This is a genomic window from Verrucomicrobium sp. 3C (assembly GCF_000379365.1).
Lineage (GTDB): Bacteria > Verrucomicrobiota > Verrucomicrobiia > Methylacidiphilales > Methylacidiphilaceae > Methylacidimicrobium.
On the sequence record NZ_KB901875.1, the window covers coordinates 517,965 to 539,448 of the forward strand.

Below are 21,484 nucleotides of genomic sequence, written 5' to 3' on the forward strand. Positions count from 1 at the left end.
CCCAAACTGGGTCAGAGGCACCAGTCCTTGCTCCTTCTCGGCCTCCGTTGCTTCCCGCACATAGACGTTCTTCCAATCCGTGTAGAGCGTCCGAGGAATCCCGTACTTCTCAATCCATCGCCGCAGTACCCCGACCGCCGCCCAAATGGTTTCTTCGGGGAAGAAGCACGCCTCGGCCTGCGAGGTAGCGTCATCGACCATATGCATCAGGCAGCCTCGCCCAGCTCGTTCTTCCAGCCAATCATGAAAGCTCCCATCCATCTGCACTAACTCCCCAAAATGCGCTCGCCGCTCCCTCCGCCGACGATACGGCTTACGCCGCCGCAGCCTCTTGTGACCAGCCTCCCGCAACCACCGCCGCAAGGTCTCCGCACTGACCCGAAGCCCATCCTCCTCCCCCAAGTGCTCTGCCGCCAGCGTCGGACCAAAATCGCCATACCGCTCCTCATACCGCCGAATCACTTGCACCCGAAAATCTTGTCCGTAGCCACGGTTCGACTCCCGGCAGCATCCCCGATGCGCTAACGCCTCCCCGCCCCCCCCACTCGGTACCGCGCCCACACCCGCTTCCCCTGCCGATAGCTCAAACCCAGCATCTCCGCCTCCTCTACCAGCCTTAAGGCGCCCGCCTTCACCCGCCCCATCACCTCAACCCTGTCCAACTCCCTAGCACTCAACGCTGTCCTCCTCACGCTGCCTCCTTTCCGAGGCAACATTAAGGGACATTTCTATCGAGGTCTCAGGGGGACATTTCTATTGTGGCACAACATCAAGCTTTGCCTCGCCGCTCACCCCATGGCTAAAGCCAGGGGCTTGCGCGGCGATTTTCGGTCAAGTCCCGGCTGATGTCCGTTGTAGAGCCAGGCGTAGCGGTGGAGCGTGGTTTTCAGGTCGAGGGAGCTTTGGAAGTGATGCGTACGGAGGATCTGCGCCGGTCTTCCGTTGAAGCGTTCCACCATGCCATTGGTGCGAGGCGTCTTCGGCTTGGTCAGGCGGTGCTCGATTCCCAATGCAGAGCCGAGCGCGTCGAACTCATGGGATCCGGTGGCATCCTTGGGTTCTTGGCCGAAGACCCGATCGGTGAACTCCTTGCCGTGATCGGTGAGGATGGTTTGGATTTTCACGGGTGCCGCCTTGGCCAGCGCATGGAGGAAGCTGCGTGCGGCCGCTGGGGTCTTCGCACGCTTGGCCATCAGCGTCACACTGAGCCAAGGCAGAGCTTCCCTTAACTCAGCAGGCGAGCGGCCTCGCCTTGCTGGGATAGCAGCGTGACCGCCTTCTTGTCGAAGGATACGAAGGTTTCACCGCCCAGCCACTTGCCCTCATGCGCGATAATGCCGTCGGCGAAGTCGCCTCCGGCTTCCAGCAGCGTCAGTCCGGCTTCTACGGCAGGGCGATTCATGACCACGTTACCCGTGTCCAGCAGATCGCGGATCGTGATCGCCACCTCATCCTTGGACAGCTTTGCGCCGTGTCGCATGAGCCACACCAGTTCGCACAGGCACGGCAGGGAAACGGCAATCAAGGTTGCCTCGCGCAGCAACTTGGCTGCGGCTGCCCCCTGCGCGGGATCATCCAACAAGACGGCCCGCGCGAGGACATTGGTATCGGCGGTGATCTTCACCCGCCGTCCAGCTCGCCAGCCCAGCCAGCGGCGGTAATTTTGTTCATTTCCTCAATGGTGAGCGGCTTTTTGAGCTTCCCCGCATGCCGGCCAATGAAACTCTCAATCGTGCCGCTCAGCCGCGCCGCGCGCACCTTCAATTCGCCGCCCGGCAGCTTTTCCAACTCGACCCGCTCCCCTGGCTTGACTCCGAGATGCCGTAGCAACTCCCGTTTCAGCGTAACCTGTCCTTTCGATGTCACCGTAAGCGACACCATCGCAACCCCCTTTCTTGAGGAAAGTAAGGGCGTTATCCATTACCGTCAAGCTGGAACGCATTTTGCTGCGGGTGGGTCCATCCCGGCCATCCGCGGTCGGAACCGACGCTGGCCGTGCGCCGGATCGTTCCTCCCGGGACGCCGATCGTCTGAGGATGCGAAGGGGAAGGGGCAAGCGGTGAGGGAAGACGCCTTCCTCCGCTCAGCGAGGCTGGTGGCGCTTGAACGCTTTTTAAGATTGTTTCCGAATCGCCGTCCAGAGCTGCGCCAGCTCCCTACCCACACCATCCAGGTCGGGAAAGATCACGGACTCGGTGATCCCGCAGTCCCGCAGCTGCTGTCGGAGGCGTTGCTTGCTTCCCCGGTCGATGACGGCTTTCGCTATGTATTTTACGTTTTGCTGCTTTTCTAGTGTCCTGTACGCTAAATAGCGTTACATTATCTCGGGATTCTGGTAGACGTTGATCATGCGTAGATCAGCCATTCAGATTGTTCTCACGCCGAAAGATCGGAGGACATTGGAGCGGACGGTTAAAGCACCGACTTCTCCGCAGCGAGAGGCGAAGCGAGCCCAGGTCCTCTTGGCCTTGGAGAAAGGAACTCCCTGTAACGCGGTTGCCGAGGAGTTGGGGATCAGTAGGCAGATGGTCCACCGGTGGCAAATACGATTTTTTCGAGAAGGCTTGGAGGGAATCAAGGATCGGAAGGGCAGAGGGCGGAAGTCCACTCTCCCTGCCGAGGCAATCCAAAAAGTGCTTTTCGGCGTCTCGCATCCGCCGCCCGACGGAGGGGTATGGAGCTTGAGAAAGATGGCCACTTACGCGGGCGTTTCCCACGGGACGGTGCGGAAGATTTGGAAGGCGCACGAGGTCAAGGCCCATTTGACCAAGAACTTCAAGCTTTCCCTGGATCCGGAGTTCGAAACGAAGTTCTGGGATATCGTAGGTCTCTACATCGACCCACCGGAGCATGCTCTGGTGCTCTGCTGCGATGAAAAAAGCCAATGCCAGGCGTTGGAAAGAACCCAACCCGGCTTGCCCTTGGGGATTGGCCACATTCGAACGCGAACCCATGATTACTACCGACATGGAACCGTGACCCTCTTTGCCGCCTTGGACTATCTTTCCGGGAAGGTCCTGGCACATACCTCGAAGCGGCATCGCCACCAGGAGTGGCTCAGATTCCTCAAAAAGATCGAAGAGAAGGTGGATGCCGAGAAGGACATTCACATCATCTGCGACAACTATGCGACGCATAAACATCCCAAGGTCAACGAGTGGCTCAAGAGCCATCCGCGCCTTACGCTCCACTTTACCCCGACATCCTCATCCTGGCTGAACATGGTCGAACGTTTCTTCGCCGAATTAACCAGCCAAGTCATCGTTCGCGGAAGCTTTCGCAGCGTTCCCGCTCTCGTGGCAGACATCACCCGCTGGATCGGCCAGCACAATGGGAATCCTCGGCCTTATCGCTGGCATGCGGATGCGCAGAAAACCTTAGAAAAGATCTACCGCGCATGGGAAGCCCTCCTGACCGTATGTTATTCCAATTACAATACAGGACACTAGCGTGTTCTGCAACCACCACGGATCACGCCCAAAAACGAGAAGACGAGATCTTTGGGCACCGATTCTCGACGTAAAATGGGGAAAGTATAACGCTAAGGCCCGCTCGGGTGGTCGTGGTGGCTCTTCCCCGACTATGTCCTCCGCTCCGAACGGTCGCGGGAGATAACTCCGATCCCAGTCGTCTTCCTCGGGCGCGTCAGACCCGGCCTTGCTCGCCCTTTTCTTTGCATACTCTTTCCAGTTCTCCTTGACGGTGCTGACATCCCTTTCATCATCCATCAAGTTGTTGATATGGTATGAATTTAGCACGTACACCACCCCGTCGTCCTCTTCCGCAACACCAACAGTTTGCCGAACGGCAAAATGCAGCGCAATCAACGCGCCATCGGTAAAGTCGAGGAGCCTCGTCGGCGCGCCATGTGCCTGCATCAAGAAATACGAGTCCCATTCCCAGTCGGCGTCTGGATACGTAGCATGGACAAACTTGGATCCGAGTCTTTGAAACTCCTGGTAAAGGAAGTCTTCGTCCTTGAGCAACTGGGCGATGTCGTCTGGAAGGACTGGATTATGCTTCAGGTCTCTGTAGATTTTCGGCATGAGGAAGGTCCTAAGGGGATGCTCATTCCCTTGAGGCCACGTCTCACCGCAACAAGCCTGCTTCTTATCCCCGCCGAACCGCTTCTCCTCGCCCCGAAACCACAACTCCTCTCGCGTTTCCAACTTCCAGTAAACCCTTATGCTTTGTGCCCACAGCAGCAGGTCGCTGATATTCGCAATCCTGCGGCGCTCTTCATTGAACTCCCTTACGTGTTTTTCCGCCTCTTCTTGCGTCATGGCCTCGCCTCGTTCCGGAAAACCTCATGGAAAGAGTCACGAGGAGGGAAGATGTCCTCGTGCCGACGTCGCTGCCGCCCATTCCTTACGGTCGCCTCCAGTGATCCGGGTGCCCTTCCTTCGTGTTGCGGACGCGCTCGACGAGAACCCTCGCGCCGTGTTGCCGTCCCCATTGAATCGCTTCCGCTTGGATCGGAAAAACGGCGCTGGCCCGCTCCGATTGGGGCCTCCGGACCGCGTAATCGCCCTCGGCCGGACGGCGCTCGATGAAGAAGAGATTTTTTGCCATGGCCTTCGCCGAATCGGAAAATTCCTGGTCTCCGGTTGTTTCTCTGCAAGCTAGCGTTGGATCATGCCCATGGCAAGGCAATCTTACGGCAAAGCGGACTTCAATCGTTCGATCGGAGCCAGAATCCGGGCGCTGCGACAGCAGCGGGGGCTCTCGCAGGAGGCGCTGGCGCGACTCTTCGGCTTTAAGGATCGGCAGACGGTTTCGGCCATCGAGACCAGCCTGCGCCGGCTCACCGCCGATGAGCTGCTCGTCGCCGTGGGAAGGCTCGGCGCCCCCCTCGACTACTTCACCGATCCCTTTCTGCTGGCTGGCGAGGCCCGGTTTTCGTGGCGGAAAACCGAGGCGGAGCCCCGTGAGCTCCGGCGATACGAGGAGAAGGCAGGACGCTGGATTGCGGCGTACCGGGCTTTTGCGCCCGGGGTGGATGCGTTGACGCCGCCCCGCTTCTCTCGGTCGCTCCGGATCCGGCGCCAGTCCCGGTTCGAAGAGGCGCTGGAGGCCGGCGAGCGTTTCGCAACCGAGTTCCACCTGGGCGCCGTGCCGGCGGCGAGCCTGATCGGCGTCATGGAGCGCGAGCTGGGAATTCTTGTTCTCATGGTCGATGCGCCGCGGGGGATTTCCGGCGCAGCCTGCCGGCTCCCGGAATTGGACGCTCTCTTGATCCATCGCGCGGAGGTCATCGGCCGGCGCCATTTCGATCTCGCTCACGAACTCTTCCACCTCCTGACCTGGCGCGAGATGCCGCCAAAGTATTCCGAAGCGACGCAGGAGACCGGAGGCGATCGGGTGGAGCAACTCGCCAATCGCTTTGCGTCGGCTCTCCTGATGCCGCGTTGCGTGCTCGACCGGTTTGGTCCCTGGCCGCAGAGCGATCCAAACGCGCTTGCCGACCAATTAAATCGGGCGGCGGACGAGCTCCAGGTGGACGGCCTCGGCCTTGAAATGGCGCCTGGTTGTTCTTGGCCAGATCAAGCGCGCGCTGGCTCTCCAAATTCCCGACGCCGCCTTGTGGAACAACGGCCGGGTAAAAGCAAGGGACGAACGGCCCCCGCTCTTCTCCCAGCACTTTCTGGAGGCGATCGGACGGCCATAGCGGATGGTCACCTCTCGGTGCGGCGGGCATGCCAGCTGCTCGATCTGAACGTGGAGGATCTGGCAGCGCTCTTCGCGGCCCACGGGGTTGCCTCCCCGGTCGATCTCTGAGGCCGCATGACGCGTCCCCGCAGTCCGGTTCTGCTCGACACCAACGTCATTCTCGAGTGCTTTCGCGTTGGGTCGTGGCGCGCCCTTTCGAGCGGCTACGGGTTGAGGACGGTCGAGGCGTGCTTTACGGAGACGCAGGCCGGATTTCCGCGACGGCGGCCGGAACTCCGCATCGACCCCGTTTATCTCAAAAACACTCTCCGGGCGGTCCATGCCGTTATGGGTCGGGAATTGGCCGCTGTGGCGGTTCGAGCCCCCGATATCCTGCTGGATGAGGGGGAACGAGTCCTGTGGGCCCATGCGCTCACGCGCAGCGACGCCTGGGTTTTCTGCGGCCCGGACAAGGCGAGCCTTCGAATGGGCATTCGGCTTGGATTCAAGGATCGACGGATCGCCCTGGAAACCCTCCTCGATGCGGTCGGGCATCGGCCGAACGAGGCATTACGAAAGGCCTACACGGCTAGCTGGCTCAAACAAGCCCTTGCCGAACTGCGGATCGCCGAAGGACTGGACCGGCTATGAAGAATGGTTGACCCACTACAGGCGGCTGGCCCGCAGTCGAGGCCGCTTTTTCGGAGCTCAAGGGCTACCGAGAAGCACGCCCGGTCTATCATTGGCGGCGGACCCGAGCCCGTAACCCCGTAAGGATCTGCTTCTTGGCGTTCCGGATGAATGTTCCCCTCGGGGCCGAATGGATGGCCACAGGGCTCCTCGCAGAGGCGCCCACTCGACTCCGCCGCCTTTAGCCTGACTTCCGTGTGCGCCGTGAAAAGGGTGCATCGCCCAGTGGGGAGAGAGTGATCTCCACCCGGCAACTATTGCTCCAGCCGGAAGCACTCGGAGCGGCTGCTGGTGGTAACGCCGGTGGTCGAAGCCTCTGGGAAAAGGCCCGGAAAGCGGGTCAGCGAGCAAGCAGGCCCTAACGGAAGTGAACGCTGAACAAAGCCTCGAAACGGGCAATGCGGACGCCGAGCTCGTATGGAAGAAGCGAAGGCCGTTGTCTCCCTGGGAAGGAGAGCAATCGACGCACTGGGGAGAGCCGCCGGGGTAATGGGCGAGGGCATGCGTGCAAAGGACGATGCATCAACACGGGAGGCCCATCTGGCCGGGAGCTCGGGTTGGCCCGAGCGGACCGACCGCTGCCCTGCGAGGGGCCAAAGCGGGGCCGGGTGGGAATCGGATAGGCCCAAGGTACCGGAGAACTCGGAGAAAGACCGAGGGAGGGAAGGGGCCTTAGTTCAAGGGAAACGTACGAAGGAGAGAGAGTACGGAGATTGGCGATGAGTCTAGCACCTCCCTTGCGTGTTCGGAAGCTCCAGACGACGTTGCAGGAGAAAGCGAAGGCAAGTCCGACCTATCGCTTCTACTCCCTCTACGACAAACTCTACCGCGAGGATGTGCTCGCCTACGCCTGGCTGCTCTGCCGAAAGAACGGCGGGGTAGCGGGAGTCGATGGGCAGACCTTCGAGAGGATCGAGGAAGAAGGGGTAGAGAGATGGTTGGACCGATTGGCGGAAGAACTCCGAAACAAGACCTATCGGCCTCAGGCGGTCCGGCGGGTGTGGATCCCCAAACCTGACGGGAAGCGGAGGCCCTTGGGGATACCCACCATACGGGATCGGGTGGCACAGATGGCAGCGGTCCTCGTGCTGAGTCCGATCTTCGAAGTGGATTTAGCAGAAGAACAGTATGCCTATCGAGAAGGGCGAAGCGCCTTGGATGCGGTCAAGAAGGTGCATGCTCTCCTCAACACGGGCTACACCGAGGTGATCGATGCCGACCTCTCCGGCTATTTCGACAGCATCCCTCACCATGCCCTGATGAAGAGCTTGGCCCGGCGGATTTCCGACGGCGTCATGCTTGCTCTTTTGAAGGCATGGCTGGAAATGTCCGTCGAGGAAGAAGACGAGCGGGGAGGGAAACGGCGGACGACCCAGGCCAAGGATCGAGAGCGAGGACCCCCCCAAGGGGCTCCCATCTCCCCTCTACTGGCCAACCTCTACATGAGGCGGTTTATCCTGGGATGGAGGAGGCAAGGATGGGCTGCAAAGTGGGCGGCGCACATCGTATCGTACGCCGACGACTATGTGATCCTCTGCCGACATCACGCCCAGGAAGCCCGGGAGCAAATGGAGAAGATCATGGAGCGAATCGGGCTCACCGTGAACCAGGGAAAGACCCGGATCTGCCGAGTGCCGGAGCAAAACTTCGACTTTCTCGGCTACACCTTCGGTCTTTGCTACAAGCCCATCACGGGCCGCAGCTACCTGGGGACGCAACCCTCCAAGAAACGGGTGAACCGGCTGTTGCAGAGCGTGAGCGAGCAGCTTGGTCGGAACACCCAGGGAAGCGAAGCGGAAGAACTGGTATCGCTCCTCAATCGCCGGCTGCGAGGATGGGCGAACTACTTCTGTCTTGGCTCGGTCAGCCGAGCGTACCGGCCCATGTTTGGTGAAAATCGACTATTTTGACGATGGCTCCAGGGTTGGGGAACGAACTTTTGCAAAAATGTAGTGCCACACTGTGAATAACTTTATCGTATGCTAGTGGCCTTTGTAGCTTGCTATTCTCGATGATAAACGGTAATGCTATTTCATGTTTCTACGCACCCTGCGGTTGCGTCGGAAGGACGGGAGCGAGGCGGAGTATGTTCGGTTGGTGGAAAGCTACCGGGAAAAGGGACAGGTCAAGCAGCGGATTGTCGCGACTCTTGGCCGCAAGGATCTCTTGGCACCCCACTTGGATCGGCTCGCGGAGCTGCTCGGGCGGAGCACGCCGGCTTCTCGTAGGGCGCTTGAGCCTCAGGAATCCGCGGTTTGGGGTCCAATGCTTGTCGCCAGGCATCTCTGGGAGGAGCTGGGTCTGGAAGAGCTTTTGGAAGAGAAGAGGGGGGAGGGCAAAGGACTTTCTCTTGCGGAACGGGCCTTCGTCCTTGTGGCCAACCGGCTCATCTGCCCGGGAAGCGAGCACGCCTTGGCCCAGTGGCTGGAGACCGACTACGTTCCCGACGGGAAAGGAGAGAGGATCCGGCCGGTCTGGAAGCAGAACGGCCGAGTTCGGGTCGACCATCGCTTCCTTTGGCCGTGGTACCGGACCCTTGACGAGCTCATCGGGCGGAAGGAGAGGATCGAGGAAGGGCTCTTTGCCCGGTTGCGGGATCTCTTCTGCCTCAAGCCCGAGATGGTCTTCTATGATTTGACTTCTTCCTATTTCGAAGGGGAAGGTCCGGAGGGCTTGGCCCAATACGGCTACAGCCGAGACCATCGGGAGGGAAACCGGCAGATCCTCTTGGGGGTCGTCATGGCCAACGGCTGGCCGATTGCCCACCATGTTTTCCGGGGCAATCGGCACGATTCGGAAACCGTTCTGCCGATCGTCGCCGACTTGGAGAAGCGCTTCGGGTTGCGCCGGATCGTCTTCGTCGGGGACCGGGGGATGGTGAGCACGGCCAACTTAGGCTTCCTCTGGAGCCAGGGGCATGGATTTTTGGTCGGCTTACGCAGACGAAGGAACCCGGAGGTCTTGGAGTATATCCGCAAGGCCCAGAGCGGTTCCTGGCAGCCCTGCTCTCCGGAGGGGAAGGATCGGGTCTGCGAAGTCGAGGGAGCGCTTCCCGGGCAGCGGATCTTCGTGGTCGAGAGTGCCGAGCGGCTGGCCTACGAGCAGGCCATGCGGGAGGGGGACGTCACGAAGACCCGGGAAGAGCTGGGTAAACTCGCCAAGCGGATCGAAAAAGGAGAGCTTCGGAACCAGGAAGAGATCGGCAGCTCCGTCGCCCGAATCCTTTCTCTTTATCGCGGCCACCGCTACTTCCGCTGGAGTCTGCGGCCGGGCAAGCTCCAAGTATCCGAAGAGCCGGTGGAGACCGAGAAGCTTCTGGAGGGCAAGTACGTGATCCTCACCGAGGAAAAGGATCTCTCCCCGCTTGAGGCGGTCCGGGCCTACAAGGAGCTCTCCGAGGTGGAAAGTGATCTTTCTTCGAAAACGTGGACGGGGCTTCGGAGGATTTAGTTGTTTAGGTTAGCGAGATTCTTTTCGAAGTCCAGCGGGGATTGGTAATGGAGGCCGCTATGAAGGCGGCGACGGTTGTAGAAGCATTCGATGTAATCGAAGATCATGATCTTGGCCTCTTGTTTTGTTTTCGGGAGGAAGGAGCCGAAGCACTCGGTTTTGAGCGTGGCCCAGAAGGATTCCATCATGGCATTGTCATAACACTGTCCCTTGCGGCTCATGGAGGCGACGGCACCGCAGGAGTGCAGTAGCGCGTTGAACTCTCCGCTGGCATACTGGACGCCGCGATCGGAATGGTGCAAGAGCCCTGGGTCGGGGCGCCGGCTTTTCCACGCCTTATTCCAGGCTCTTGTCACCAAAGGCGTAGAGAGCGAGTCCTCGGCATGCCAGCCGACACACCGGCGGGAACAAGCATCGAGGATGCCGCAAAGATAGAGCCAGCCCTCGGCGGTGGGGATGTAGGTGATGTCACCGATCCAGATCTGGTTGGGGCGATCCGGCGCGGGCATCCGGGCCAGCCAGTTGTCGGCGACCGGAAGGCGATGGGCGCTATCGGTGGTTCGGGGACGGAAGCGGCGTTTTTGTTTCGCGCGCAGACCGAGCTCCCGCATTAAGCGGGCCACGCGATTTTTGCCGCAAGGCTCTCCGGCCTTACGCAGCGCCCAGGTGATGCGCGGGCTGCCATAGGTTCTCCGGCTTTCCAGGAAAACTGGATGGATGGCCGCAAGCAGTTGCTTGTCCCGTTGCCGACGGCTTCCCCGGTCCTTGTGCTGGTGAGCATGGAAGCCGCTCCGCGAAACCTCCAAAGCTTCGGCCAATTCAGTGAGGCAATGATCTTTGGTCATTTTTTGCATCACCGCATATCGTTGGCAGGCATCTCGGCCGACAAGATGCCCAATGCTTTTTTTAAAATGTCGCGCTGACGGCGCAGATAGTCGTTTTCCTGGCGCAACCTTCGCAGCTCGCGCTGCTCGGGCGATTCGGCCGCCAAAGTCTTGGGATCGCTGAAAATCCGACCGCCTTGGGCATCCTTGACCCACAGATTCAGCAACCAATGGGAAACGCCGAGATCGCGAGCTACCTCGAGAACCGAACGCCCCCCTCGCACCAGGGCCACCGCATTCTCTTTGAACTCGCGGTCATAACGACGCGCGAACTTGCTGCTGCTCTTTCCGTTGTTCATTTGGGGTTTTCCTTTTTATCCCCCCAAAACCCTTGTCCGCAAAATCGAAGAAACTTCATCGCTCAATCATCAAACCCCGCTTCAGCCCCTAAAAACATGGCAACAATCCCATCCGCAGCTCTTTCAAAAACAGTACGTAATCATCCGGGACCTGACACTTACCAACTTAGCAACAAGCCCCTATCCGACAATAGGTCTTGAAGCTTTTCGGCAAGTTTTCTTGTATCTAACCATAACTCAGGCTCTATTTTGCTTCTAAGCCGCTCCGGCTTCCAAACCTTGCAATCCAGCCAGTGATACTTAAGCCCGCACTGTGCAGCTAAGACGCCGTACATCGCATATTGCGGCAGAAACGGTGCCCGGAGCTCAAGAACGCGTGCGCCCCACCTGCAAAATACAACATTAGCGAGCGCAGCACCATGAGCCGCCACCACATAATCAGCGCCCTGAAATATTCTAGCCTGTTCTTTCACTGTCCATCTTTCGGGATAGATGACTTCAAATCCGTACTTCGAAACCTGCTCGATCACTTCTTCCTCATTCACTAGGGCTCGTCTCGAACTGCTTCCTCGGGAAACATAAATGCATTTTCCTCGCGCCCTGAGGCGTTTCCCATCGGCATCAGATCGTCCAAGAACGAGATTTCTTACAGAATGGGCAAGCCACTTGGGGATTGGTTGTACCCCATGCGTCTCGTTCGAGCAAGCATATAACATATTGACTTTCACATGCAGGTCTGGGCTTAGCTGCACAACTTTATCCATTGGTATCTCGGCTAGTTCCAACAGTTCTTGCTGAAATGGGAGATCGATGACATTTGCAATGACAGCGTCCAGATCGGGCCAGTCTGGCAAGCTCTTGAGAAGAGTTAACCGATAGGTGACTTCAAAAAGCCAATGAGCATAATTGCGCGCATAAACGTGTGATGTGAATACTACCGCTGCTCTATCAATGCATCGGGTCACCCTCGGCAACCTTGCCCCCATGAATAAGGAATGCTCCGAGTGAGTGGGTACGTCTTTCGGAGTTGCCTCTGCCACGAGCCGATTGTCATTACTGATGATTACCCCCCAAAAGGAGCAGACCCTTGCTCCTTGCAAGGCAAAGACATCGATAGGCCGCGCGTTTTTCAACCATAGCTCGTCTCCGGAGCTGAGGCCGAAAGCGGTGGGATCTCTGGTCATCCAATCGAAGTTCTTGGTGAACAGCAGCGATCCCATGTCGGGGTTCTCCGCGAAGCAGACTCGCACGTCCTCAATCACTCCCCGGGGAGGTTTCTCATCTGCTGAAGTTTTAGCGATTGCGGCGATGCACCGCGCGATGCGGATTCGTCCTGGCCTAATGATGCGGTATTGGGTAAAAAGATAGAGAGGGCGAAGCCAGGGGATATAGTGCCATAAGATCCTCCGCAGCGATGCCCGCAATTCCGTTGTCATCGTTCCTGGCCGAGCCCAGCTTGACGTCCGCATAGCTGTTGGGGTTCGCATGATAACATTCTAGTGTCCTGTATGCTATTTAGCATAATATGCTTATCCCGTTGACGCCCCTGACGTCATCTTCTCGTAGTTCACGGGGATTTTGATCGTGGCCAGGCCGAGCAATGTCTGGAACGCAGCCATGGGAGTCTTGCGCCGGTTGAAGCGAAACACGAATTCATCGAGATAATTTTGCAGATATTTGGGATCAACGCCATGATGGGTGCCATTAAGCCAGGTTTTGAGGTTGCCGAAAGCCCGGTGGATATGGAGCGCATGGGTTTCGGGATGATGGTGCTCGTGGCGATAGCCTGCGAGGGCTGTCGTCGAGCACCCCTTCCATTGATCGGTGCCAATCTCCGTGCCCGGCTCCACGTTTTTCTCCAGAAAGCGGCGGATCGAACCCGCATCGGCTCGGGGAGCCACAGCCAGGCGCAACCTTCCGGCTTTTTCCATGTAGCCGCCATGCTTGTTAGTATAAGCGATCACTTCCACCGCGCCAAAGACCAGGGTGCTGTGTTGCGCCGCCGTCACGCCCCGGCCTCTTTTACCTCTGACCGGACCTCCAATGATGACCTCGTCGGTCTCGACTCGTCCGCTCAAGCGGGAGCGGGTCTCGTTGACCATGGCGCGGCGCAACCGGTGCAACAGATACCAAGCGGTTTTGTAGCTGCACCCCATTTGCCGTTGCAGTTGCGTCGCGCTCATGCCGGGTGTGTGCGTGGCCACCAGGTACGCGGCCCAAAACCATTCGCGCAAAGGGAAGTGGGAGCCATGCATGAGGGTGCCCGCCGTCGCGGAGATTTGCTGGCCGCAACTCTGACACTTGTGCTCAAAGCGTCTGGTCTTAATCCAGCAGGCTTGACCACCGCACCGCGGATAGACAAAGCCTTCCGGCCAGCGACTGCTGGCCAGATACTCAAAGCAGGCGTCTTCCTGGGAAAAACATTCACGAAACTCTTTCAAGGTCTTGGGAAAATCGGGCCGGGCCACCACTATATCATGCTCGCAGGGCTAGGGGCGTCAACGGGATAAGCATATCGTGACATTATATCGGGATTCTGGTAGTCATTGGCATGCGTAGATCAGCCATTCAGATTGTTGCCTCTTCGCTGTTTTTAGTGGGTTATGAGGTTACGACGGGAAGATCCAACGTCAGCTTTCCGGCTTTGAGGAAAGCGGCGATCCGCAAGCACCGAAAGCTTCGGAAGCCTCTGGCCATCCTTTTGGCAAGCTGGATGAGTCCGTTGATCGCCTCGATGAGGCCATTGGTCACCCGGCTCTGGAGGAAAGCAAGGACGCCGTCCATGTGCTCTTTGATCGTCTTGGAAAGCTTTCGGAAGGGAGCAAGCCGGCTGCGGTCGGCCCACTGGAGCCACCAGCGGAGCTCTTGGGGATCCTCTTGGGCGAGGATCTCTTGCAGAGCCTCCCGCAACCCAATGGCTCTTCCCAGTCTGGGGTAGGCTGCACAAAGGGAGGCACGCAAACTCTTCTGCTCCCTGCTTCGCGTCCATTCGTTGCCTCGCAGCGCCCAGAGGCTTCCCTTCGGCAGCAGCCCCTGACGCACGAACTCCTTGCGTACTTGGTCGACCGCCTCCCCCGCCATCTGCATGAGGTGAAAGCGGTCAAAGACGATGTCCGCCTTGCGGAAGTGCTCCTTGGCTCCGGCAATATAGGAGGGGCTCATGTCCATGCAGATCAGCCCGATCTGCTCGGGATCCGCTCCGTGCTCCCGCATCTCCTTGGCAAATGCCTCCAAGGTCTCCTTTCCTTTGCCCTCCACCAGGAAGAGGAGCTTCCGGCTCTCCGCGTCGGTCACCGCGGTCACGTAGCGGTGACCCCGCTTCCTGCTGGTCTCGTCGACCAGGATCCGCTTCACCCCGCTCCAATCCTCCTTCCGATAGGCCTTTTCCACGTAGTGCTCCAAGATTCTCCACAGCCGGGTGTCCTGCTCCTTGAGCATCTCGGCCACCTGGGAAACCGGCATCTCCTGGGAAAGCATCAGGATGACCGCCTCCATCATCAGGGTAAACCCGCTCCCCGGCCTGGCCCAGGGAACTTCCGCCAACCGCACTCCGTGCTCCGGACAGTCCACCCGTGGAACCCGCGCCACCAGCTCGGTCTTGTACTGCCAGAAGTTCATGTGCCTCCACCGCTTCTCCACCGTGTCGTGCGCAGGAGAAGGACGCCCGCATTCCGGACAGGGGAACCGATGGCCCTCTCGAAAATCGAGCCAGATCTTCAAGGTATGATCCACCGCAGACAGTTTCGCTTCGAATCACCTTCCATTCCGGACCCAACTGTAAGGCCATCCCAAAAAGCTTGTTCGCATCCATGCCCAAAGAATCGGAAAACGAGGCGAGCTTGGCAATCCGCCGTCAAGGAGGATCGACGAAGTCGAAGTGTCCTTGACGGCAATTCGCCCGGACACAAAATCCGCCGAAGACGGATGGCAAGAACACCGTTTCTTGCCATCCCTCAATGGCAAATCTGCCCCCTCCGCCCATTCTATTCAGCGAAGAGCCGCAACGTCGAACTCATGGGTTCCGGCGGCATCCTTGGTTTCTCGGTCGAACAGGCAATCGGTGAACTCCTTGCCCCGTGATCGATGAGGATAGTGCCGATGAAAAAGAGAGCCTTCTTCAAATCCGATGGACGATGCAGGTCGAAAGTTTCTGAACATTTGTCTGTGACCCACATCCAACGGAGCAGGGCTCATAATAAGTCTCAATAGACCTTTCCTCCTCTTGGAGGCGAGACAGGAATTAATCCACCCGCTCCAGCCGTAGAATCGCGACTTCTCGAGGCCAAAGGATAACTGACAGGCCCTCCTTTTTGAGCACATCGGTGCCCACGATGCCACGGCTAGCTTGGGAAATAAGCTCGGAAACCCGATAACGCCCATCGGGAAGCAAGGGGAAGCGAATGACTCCCTCACCGCTTTTTTCCGGCTGATCGGACCACATCAGACGGCCGACGAGACAATAGTAGACTGCCTCCGATGTTCGCTTGAGCAGGTTCGCCCATAAATGCACATTCGTGCTTTCCAGGTGGAGGGGCACCCCTCCCCACGAAGCGATGTCGCGAAGAAAAGGATAGGAAGGATGCCCTTCCCCATGCCATTCGCTCACCATGGGAGGCACGATCGCGGATGCCCAGATTACCACGACCTTCCCCTTTTCAAGCCTCCTCCAGCTAATTGCCGGCTCTCGCGGATCCTCGACAAAAGATGCCGCAGTTTGTGCTCCCGCAGGGGTGGATTGCCCCCGGCCGCAGGTATTGAGTTCAAAGACACCCGCGCCAGAGGGGAAGAATCCTCCCGGAACCGCCCTGGCTTGTGCATAACAGCGAACTTCTTCGCTGCTTGGAGGCCCAAAGCCAAACTGGCGGAGGAGAATCCAGTCCTCACCCGGACGATCGGGGCTCTTCCGTCCGGCTGTTGCGCACATGACAAGGGTGCCTCCCTTCCTGACATACTCTACCAACTCCTGAATCGCTCTTTCCCGCAACTGCTGCTGGTCCGACTGGATGACGAAGAGCACCTTGCTCTGAAAAGCCTTGGGCAGAGAGCCAACGCCAAAGGTAAGCGCCGATTGTGCCAGGGTCATCATAGTGTCGGGGCTCGGACTCTGAAAACCTTCGCAGAAGAGATAGGCGTCATAAGGCATTGCGATCGTTTGTCGCAACTCACCGAGGATCGGAACGAACTTCCGCAGGCGATCCAGGGAAACCGGCGGCCTATACCAAGCGCGGGGGTGATTTGGGTCTTTCGGCCAAAGATAAGTCCTCAGGCCAAGGCAATTCGCGCCCCCGCCCAATGTCGCCGTGAACACCGTGTCATCGAGCCGAGTGGGATAGTCCCCCCACACCATCGAAGCCGATTCACTTCGTTCCTGATATCCCACCTCTGCGTGCTCTATCATGTCGCCACCGAGGGTTGCCGGTTCGTGTGCTCCACCATTGGCCATAGCACAGCCATGGTCCCTCAGCCATTGCGTCACCTCCCAGGAATAAAATCCTTCCGCAAAGATCAGCCGTTTGGAATCCTGTCCGCGGATTGCCTCGACGAGCTCCTTATGAAAGGAGCCCAAACGTGGGCGATAGAAATCCCACCAGTCTGCTTTCCAAGACTCCGAAGACCCGCGTGACGGAGCGCCTACCTCCGTCCAATCGCTGAGTTTTGCCTGCCACCGGTCATTTAGCTCTTGGAGAGTAGCCCACCGCTTTTGACAATACTCCCGGAACTCCGCCTGCGTTTCCGGCTCGTACCCTCCTGGGACGCGGCCATAGGTCTCATCCATGATAAAATATCCGTGCAGGGCCGGAGAGCTACGGTATCGAGCAGCCAACCTGGACATGACGGTTTCGATGTGAGCCTTTAGCGGCGGCGCCATATAGTTGAGTCGGCCGCCATGAAAGAGATAGATGGTCGTGGTGTGAAAAATCTTATGATTCCCATCCTCCGCATAGTAGGAGGGCACCCATTCCGGGAGCGCGTCCGCTTCAAAGCTAATCCAGAGGTAGATGGCGATTCTCTTCTCCTTCGCATAGTTCAAGATGCGATCAAGCTCGCTCCAATCGTACACTCCAGGGTAGGGCTCGAGCACAGCCCAGGGGACAATCCATTCGATGGTCCGAAACATGGGCGGCAGCGTTGTCACCGCGTCAACAAAGCTCTTCCACCGATGGTCCACGTCCGCCATGCGATCGAAGATCGGGGTGACTGACAGTTGCGGCGTCTTCCGCGCCAGCTCGTCCTGAAACGAGGGAACTTCGGCAGGAATCGAATCTGAGTTTTCCGCGAGTCGGCTTGCGTCTTCCTTTTTTACGACCAGACGTGTGACGCGATCAAAAGGCCGTAGTTCCGTGGCTGTCTCCGCTTCAATCTCATACAGGCCGGCAGGCAGCGTCCGGAGATGCAACGTATAGACGAACGGAGCTTCTCCCTGCCAAGCAGGTTGAACGTCGATCGTGCGGATTTCTTCTCTCCACGGGTACCGCCGGACATGAATCTTATAGAGAAAGTCGCCCGGAGGACGAAAAAAGGCGACGGGAACTAGAAAGGGCTCCTGTGCGTTATAGATATAGGACCCGTGCCGCACCGTCGAACCGATTCTTACATATTGATTCGGTATTAGCCGAGACAATGGCCACGTGCTCATTTTTTCTTTGGACCGCCCGGGGATGAAGAGCCGATACTCTTTTTCTTCAATCTGGTCGGGCAGAATGCTCTCCACGTTGGATTTCCGAACCCGAACCAAAACCCAATAGGTGCCCGGGTTCCGGATGGGTATCCGCACTGGTTCTGTTAGTTGGAGTAGCTCCACTCCGTTCCCATTCTGCCCCGGGTTCAGATCGTAGGTGGCTCCACCTGCAAGGACCGGCATAGCGGCGTAATCGTCTCGAACCTCCCAGCTCACCTGCAGCTTCCGTGCTGAATAGCTGAAATCTCCCAAGCTAAGGGAAGGGAACGGATCCAATTCTCCATAGAATTCCTGATCGTTGAACAGATAGTAAAATCCGGAGCCGGAGGGAGTCAGGTGCGCGACCGCAAAATCCCACAGAAGTACGTTTGTCGGCCGCCCCACGTCATCGTAGTGACCTTCCAAAGACAATCCCAACAACGTAAAGGGAGGTTGAGGGATTGGATTTCCCGGAAGCAAGGAAGCATAAGTGCCCGCTTCCAAGGAAGCGAGCGCAGGTACGTTAAAACGCACGACTCCCACCGCAGTCAGCGATGTAGTGTAATGGCTTCCCTGGTACACCCCTTCCGGGCCCGAGCCGGTTGATTCCGTGTAAAAGCGATATTTCCTTCCCACGCCGTCCCGAACCAAGAGATTGAGCTTGAATTGGGTACTCTGGGGAATGTCTTTGATGCCCCGAAAGGTAAGGCTATTGGCCCAGCGCGGGATTTCGAGAGGATGCTTCAAAAGAAGTGTTTGTTCATTGCCCGGTCGGCAAGAAAAGGCAAGATGCAAGCGATCTCCCTGCTGGTCCATGACGAATGTCTTGGTTCCCTCGGGAGCCTGCCAGCTCTCGGCGTTCCTCAATTGAGGCAGGGACTCGATCCGAATTGAAGGCTCGGCGGCGAGTCGCCCGGCCATCAGCAAGAGGGCTCCCCCCCCCAATGCCGCATAGCGAAGAAGCGAGCTAGCGATCCACCGAGACATGAGGCTCGCTCTTCGCCATCCCACCTTTGGATTGGTTCTCCCGTTCATCACCATTCTCTATAGGGAATCCCGAGGGAGCCGTCTTATGGTTTACCATGGCCAGCCCCCGGATGAGCAAAGCAACCGCGGCATCGCGTCGCTAGGCCTTCCCACCGAATCGCCGTCTGGAATAGGAAATTCACCCTGGCAGACGCATTTTTTCCAGCGTGCTTTTTTCCGTCAAGGCCTCTCTTTCTAAGCTCTCTGGCCCCGCCTGCGTATGGGGCGCGCCGGGCTTCCGTAGCAGATCCATCCAGACGGCAGATCGGAGAAAACGCTGCTTCGCGCTCCAACCACCGCACCGGAACCGATCCGAACGCCAGGTGCGACGAATACGTCCGTTGCCAGCCATGCTCCGTCTTCGATCTGAATTGCTTTGGCCAAAATCGGGAAATCATGCTGCTCCGGATCGTGGGTTCCCGCGCAAAGATAGGAACGCTGGGAAACCACGGAATGCGCGCCAATCTCGATGGGACCGAGGCTGTAGAGGACAACCTGGTCTCCAATCCAGGAATATTCTCCAATCCTCGTCTTCCACGGATAAACGAACTGCGCGGTGGGGCGGATCAACACCTTTTTGCCGACTCGGGCTCCGAACAGTCGCAAAAGCATCCTTCGCCATGGGTAGGCGATCTGCGGGGAAAGCCGAAAGAGGGTTGCCTGGACAAGCCACCAGAGTTGCACAACCCACGCAGGGCGGCCGCGAAACCCGGGGGGAAGCCGAAACCGATCGAGGCGTTGCCACGAATTGGCAGCCCCCGCCTCTTGCTTCTCGATAGGAGCCGATGCCATTCCTTCCACTTGTCCCACGACGATCTTCCTCCTATTCCCTCCCCGAGGAAGGCGGTTCGACAGAGCCTATTCGGCGAGCGAAGATCAATAGGGTAACCGCCAGGAAAGAAGGGGCCCAGCGTTGATACCCTTTGCCGATTTGATAGGCAACGCGCGAAAAAGATAGATAGGCTGGCTCCGCGTTATGCCCCATGACAACCCCATCAAATCCAAAGCGCGCCATAGCGTCGCGGAGGGCAGGGATCGTGTTGCAGCGATAAAACGTGCGCCAGGCAAGGATCTCTTTTCCCTCAGGCCGTTCCTGAACCTTGTTGCGCACACTCTTATGCCATCGATTGGGAGTCAAAGCCGAAGCGAGCCCAAAATAGCTCCAGAGATTCGGCGTCCGCAGACAGAGAAAGCCTCCCGGCCGAAGCACCCGTGCGCTTTCCGCAAAGAAACGGTCGGGCTCTTCCAGGTGCTCCACTACCCAGTCGCCAAGTAGCAGATCGACCGACCCGCTTTCGAGGGGCCAACTCGGCCCTTCGATGCGCCGGAACTCGTCGATCAGAGGATTTCCGACGCCTGCCGGATCGATATCCAGGCCGATTACATAACGCGACGGATCACGCAACAAACGCAGCTTCCGCCGCATCTCTACTAGATCGCGAGATCCTTCACCAACGCCGCAGCCGACGTCCGCGATCGTTCGACACGATGAGAGCAGGGCCTGAATCCGAACGTAAAAGGCAATCGTCCCGTCGACCGCCGTAAATCCTCCAAAGTGGCTTTCGGGATAACTTTTCTCCATAAGGTTCACCTTGTCCAGAGATGAGGAGTGGGGAAGTTGGTTCATTCGATCTTGCCGGGAGTTCTCTCCCATGACGTTCTCTGCCCTTCGCCTCTCTCTTTGGAGCTTCTGATGTTCGGGAACATTCCCAAAATTCCTAAGCCTCGTGATTCTCCTTGAAACGCGGCCCCCCTCTCCAAAGGATCGATGGTCCTCTTTTCCGAACCCCGTCACGGATTCGCATTAGGGCAGCGCCCAGGGTATGGTGTCGAAGGAGTTCCAATCTCCGACGCAGATCGTGGAGCGTCCCAGAACGAAACCTCCAATCTCTTTGGAGCAATTCCTTCCATTCTCCCGCAAAACCCCGAAGGACAAAATATCTCAACTCGCTTTGCAGCTTGCTTTTGTAGGACTGCCACCATTCCCCGATCTTCCGCTGGCGCGCATCGAGCACCTCGGGATCGCAAAGCAGTCTCTGCATATAGCGGGCTCCTTCCCTCCAGTTTCTCACCGAAGGGAGAGGATTCTCGCCAAAGAGCAATCGAAAATAGTCAAAGCCGCGTCGACGTTCGACAAGCGGGATGCAGCCCGCCTCCAGCGCCTCATAGAGGCGAAAGGTCTCGAGGACGACATTTCCCATCGGGCAGGGACAAAAAGCTGCATCCCGTAGCCATCCGAGATATTCTTCTCGGCAGACAGGCAGGAGCCCACCCGGTTGACAGAGGCGGACCCGGTTTGGAGTAACGTGCAGGAGTTCTCCAACCATCTGGTGGCGCACCCAGTTCCGATTTCCCGCGAAGGTCCAGACCGTCCTTCTCTGGCTGGCGAGGGCCGCCTCTTCTCCTTTTCCGATTCCGTTGGTCCATCCCAGCGGCACTGTGCGAATGCCCGGATGGGAAAAGAAGCGCGCATGGTAATTCCGGAGGACAAAGTTAAAATTCCGATACGCTTCGTATCCGCCGCAAAACCACTCGTCGGAGACATGGAAGAGCCCAATCCGGCTGAAGCTCGAGATCCTCTTGAGAAAGGCGGGATCGAGTCGGTCCAAAGGGTGCGCGTTACTGCTCAGCACCAGCAGCGAATTCTCCTCGACCCGATGCAGGTCGACGACTCTCCGCTCGGCAAGATCCCATCCGGAGAAGAGAAAGCGGATCCACTCCTCTTCGGCGATTTCCGGTTGAAGCCAGAAAATAGTCAACGCGGGGCGCGATTCCTGATTCGCCTCGATGCTACGACCCATTTGCATGGACACCCAAAGAAGTTCTCG

20 protein-coding genes and 3 pseudogenes are annotated in these 21,484 nt (G+C 58.2%); 7 read left to right on the top strand and 16 right to left on the bottom strand.

All coding sequences use genetic code 11. The features are described 5' to 3' along the window. From A37A_RS20480 to A37A_RS21980, 5 genes and pseudogenes are all read right to left on the bottom strand, one after another. Positions 1 to 468 (bottom strand): annotated as a pseudogene (locus A37A_RS20480) (hypothetical protein); the annotation flags it as partial. A 53-nt stretch (positions 469 to 521) separates the two neighbouring features. Then, complete coding sequence (locus A37A_RS19935; protein WP_155996456.1) at positions 522 to 677, bottom strand: hypothetical protein; 156 nt, start codon at positions 675 to 677, stop codon at positions 522 to 524. A gap of 174 nt (positions 678 to 851) precedes the next feature. Next, positions 852 to 1,178, bottom strand: a pseudogene (locus A37A_RS15485) (integrase core domain-containing protein); the annotation flags it as partial. Positions 1,179 to 1,225: 47 nt separating this feature from the next. Continuing rightward, positions 1,226 to 1,624, bottom strand: coding sequence for a type II toxin-antitoxin system VapC family toxin (locus tag A37A_RS0103100; protein WP_018290077.1), 399 nt, complete (start codon positions 1,622 to 1,624; stop codon positions 1,226 to 1,228). Continuing rightward, positions 1,621 to 1,881 (bottom strand): AbrB/MazE/SpoVT family DNA-binding domain-containing protein, encoded by a 261-nt coding sequence (locus A37A_RS21980; protein ID WP_018290078.1) that lies wholly within the window; start codon positions 1,879 to 1,881, stop codon positions 1,621 to 1,623. Before A37A_RS21980 ends, A37A_RS0103100 begins: the two co-directional genes overlap by 4 nt. A gap of 178 nt (positions 1,882 to 2,059) precedes the next feature. On the opposite strand from A37A_RS21980, the gene A37A_RS0103110 reads away from it, so the two are divergent. Further along, positions 2,060 to 2,293: a hypothetical protein gene (locus A37A_RS0103110; RefSeq protein WP_020493928.1), complete on the top strand. Its 234-nt coding sequence runs from the start codon at positions 2,060 to 2,062 to the stop codon at positions 2,291 to 2,293. A 55-nt stretch (positions 2,294 to 2,348) separates the two neighbouring features. Beyond that, on the top strand, positions 2,349 to 3,449 hold the full coding sequence (locus tag A37A_RS15490; protein WP_040887602.1) for an IS630 family transposase: 1,101 nt from the start codon (positions 2,349 to 2,351) through the stop codon (positions 3,447 to 3,449). Here the strand turns inward: A37A_RS15490 and A37A_RS0103120 are convergent. Next, positions 3,378 to 4,283 (bottom strand): FRG domain-containing protein, encoded by a 906-nt coding sequence (locus A37A_RS0103120; RefSeq protein WP_018290081.1) that lies wholly within the window; start codon positions 4,281 to 4,283, stop codon positions 3,378 to 3,380. The two genes, A37A_RS15490 and A37A_RS0103120, sit on opposite strands and share 72 nt — an antisense overlap. Before the next feature lie 85 nt (positions 4,284 to 4,368). After that, complete coding sequence (locus A37A_RS0103125) at positions 4,369 to 4,572, bottom strand: DUF2188 domain-containing protein (RefSeq protein WP_018290082.1); 204 nt, start codon at positions 4,570 to 4,572, stop codon at positions 4,369 to 4,371. Between the two features lie 69 nt (positions 4,573 to 4,641). Here A37A_RS0103125 and A37A_RS15495 point away from each other — a divergent pair, with 69 nt between their 5' ends. The 4 genes from A37A_RS15495 to A37A_RS0103150 all read left to right on the top strand — a co-directional run bounded on the left by A37A_RS15495 (position 4,642) and on the right by A37A_RS0103150 (position 9,789). Then, complete coding sequence (locus tag A37A_RS15495; protein ID WP_051076237.1) at positions 4,642 to 5,778, top strand: helix-turn-helix domain-containing protein; 1,137 nt, start codon at positions 4,642 to 4,644, stop codon at positions 5,776 to 5,778. A 6-nt stretch (positions 5,779 to 5,784) separates the two neighbouring features. Then, positions 5,785 to 6,300, top strand: a complete 516-nt coding sequence (locus A37A_RS15500) for a hypothetical protein (protein ID WP_018290083.1) — start codon at positions 5,785 to 5,787, stop codon at positions 6,298 to 6,300. 758 nt (positions 6,301 to 7,058) lie between these two features. Further along, on the top strand, positions 7,059 to 8,249 hold the full coding sequence (gene ltrA, locus A37A_RS0103145) for a group II intron reverse transcriptase/maturase (protein ID WP_020493930.1): 1,191 nt from the start codon (positions 7,059 to 7,061) through the stop codon (positions 8,247 to 8,249). A gap of 124 nt (positions 8,250 to 8,373) precedes the next feature. Beyond that, a complete protein-coding gene (locus A37A_RS0103150) occupies positions 8,374 to 9,789 on the top strand; it encodes an IS1634 family transposase (RefSeq protein ID WP_018290085.1) in 1,416 nt (471 codons plus the stop codon). Here A37A_RS0103150 and A37A_RS0103155 read toward each other — a convergent pair. The 5 genes and pseudogenes from A37A_RS0103155 to A37A_RS15505 form a co-directional block, all read right to left on the bottom strand. Continuing rightward, positions 9,786 to 10,643, bottom strand: a complete 858-nt coding sequence (locus A37A_RS0103155; protein ID WP_018290086.1) for an IS3 family transposase — start codon at positions 10,641 to 10,643, stop codon at positions 9,786 to 9,788. The two genes, A37A_RS0103150 and A37A_RS0103155, sit on opposite strands and share 4 nt — an antisense overlap. Next, positions 10,643 to 10,972: a transposase gene (locus tag A37A_RS0103160; protein WP_018290087.1), complete on the bottom strand. Its 330-nt coding sequence runs from the start codon at positions 10,970 to 10,972 to the stop codon at positions 10,643 to 10,645. Before A37A_RS0103160 ends, A37A_RS0103155 begins: the two co-directional genes overlap by 1 nt. 158 nt (positions 10,973 to 11,130) lie before the next feature. After that, a complete protein-coding gene (locus A37A_RS0103165; protein ID WP_231363747.1) occupies positions 11,131 to 12,192 on the bottom strand; it encodes a DUF563 domain-containing protein in 1,062 nt (353 codons plus the stop codon). Between the two features lie 309 nt (positions 12,193 to 12,501). After that, positions 12,502 to 13,443, bottom strand: coding sequence for an IS1595 family transposase (locus A37A_RS0103170; protein WP_018290089.1), 942 nt, complete (start codon positions 13,441 to 13,443; stop codon positions 12,502 to 12,504). A 130-nt stretch (positions 13,444 to 13,573) separates the two neighbouring features. Next, positions 13,574 to 14,783, bottom strand: a pseudogene (locus A37A_RS15505) (ISL3 family transposase). Positions 14,784 to 14,896: 113 nt separating this feature from the next. Between A37A_RS15505 and A37A_RS21175 the strand changes: the two are divergent. Next, positions 14,897 to 15,052, top strand: a complete 156-nt coding sequence (locus A37A_RS21175; RefSeq protein ID WP_155996460.1) for a hypothetical protein — start codon at positions 14,897 to 14,899, stop codon at positions 15,050 to 15,052. A 160-nt stretch (positions 15,053 to 15,212) separates the two neighbouring features. On the opposite strand, the gene A37A_RS0103185 is transcribed toward A37A_RS21175, so the two are convergent. The 4 genes from A37A_RS0103185 to A37A_RS15515 form a co-directional block, all read right to left on the bottom strand. Beyond that, on the bottom strand, positions 15,213 to 18,617 hold the full coding sequence (locus A37A_RS0103185) for a beta-galactosidase (protein WP_020493933.1): 3,405 nt from the start codon (positions 18,615 to 18,617) through the stop codon (positions 15,213 to 15,215). A 234-nt stretch (positions 18,618 to 18,851) separates the two neighbouring features. Further along, a complete protein-coding gene (locus A37A_RS0103195; RefSeq protein WP_051076269.1) occupies positions 18,852 to 19,448 on the bottom strand; it encodes a putative colanic acid biosynthesis acetyltransferase in 597 nt (198 codons plus the stop codon). Positions 19,449 to 19,479: 31 nt separating this feature from the next. Next, on the bottom strand, positions 19,480 to 20,283 hold the full coding sequence (locus A37A_RS15510; protein ID WP_196799477.1) for a class I SAM-dependent methyltransferase: 804 nt from the start codon (positions 20,281 to 20,283) through the stop codon (positions 19,480 to 19,482). A gap of 91 nt (positions 20,284 to 20,374) precedes the next feature. Beyond that, positions 20,375 to 21,457: an exostosin family protein gene (locus tag A37A_RS15515; RefSeq protein WP_018290096.1), complete on the bottom strand. Its 1,083-nt coding sequence runs from the start codon at positions 21,455 to 21,457 to the stop codon at positions 20,375 to 20,377. Positions 21,458 to 21,484 lie beyond the last annotated feature (27 nt).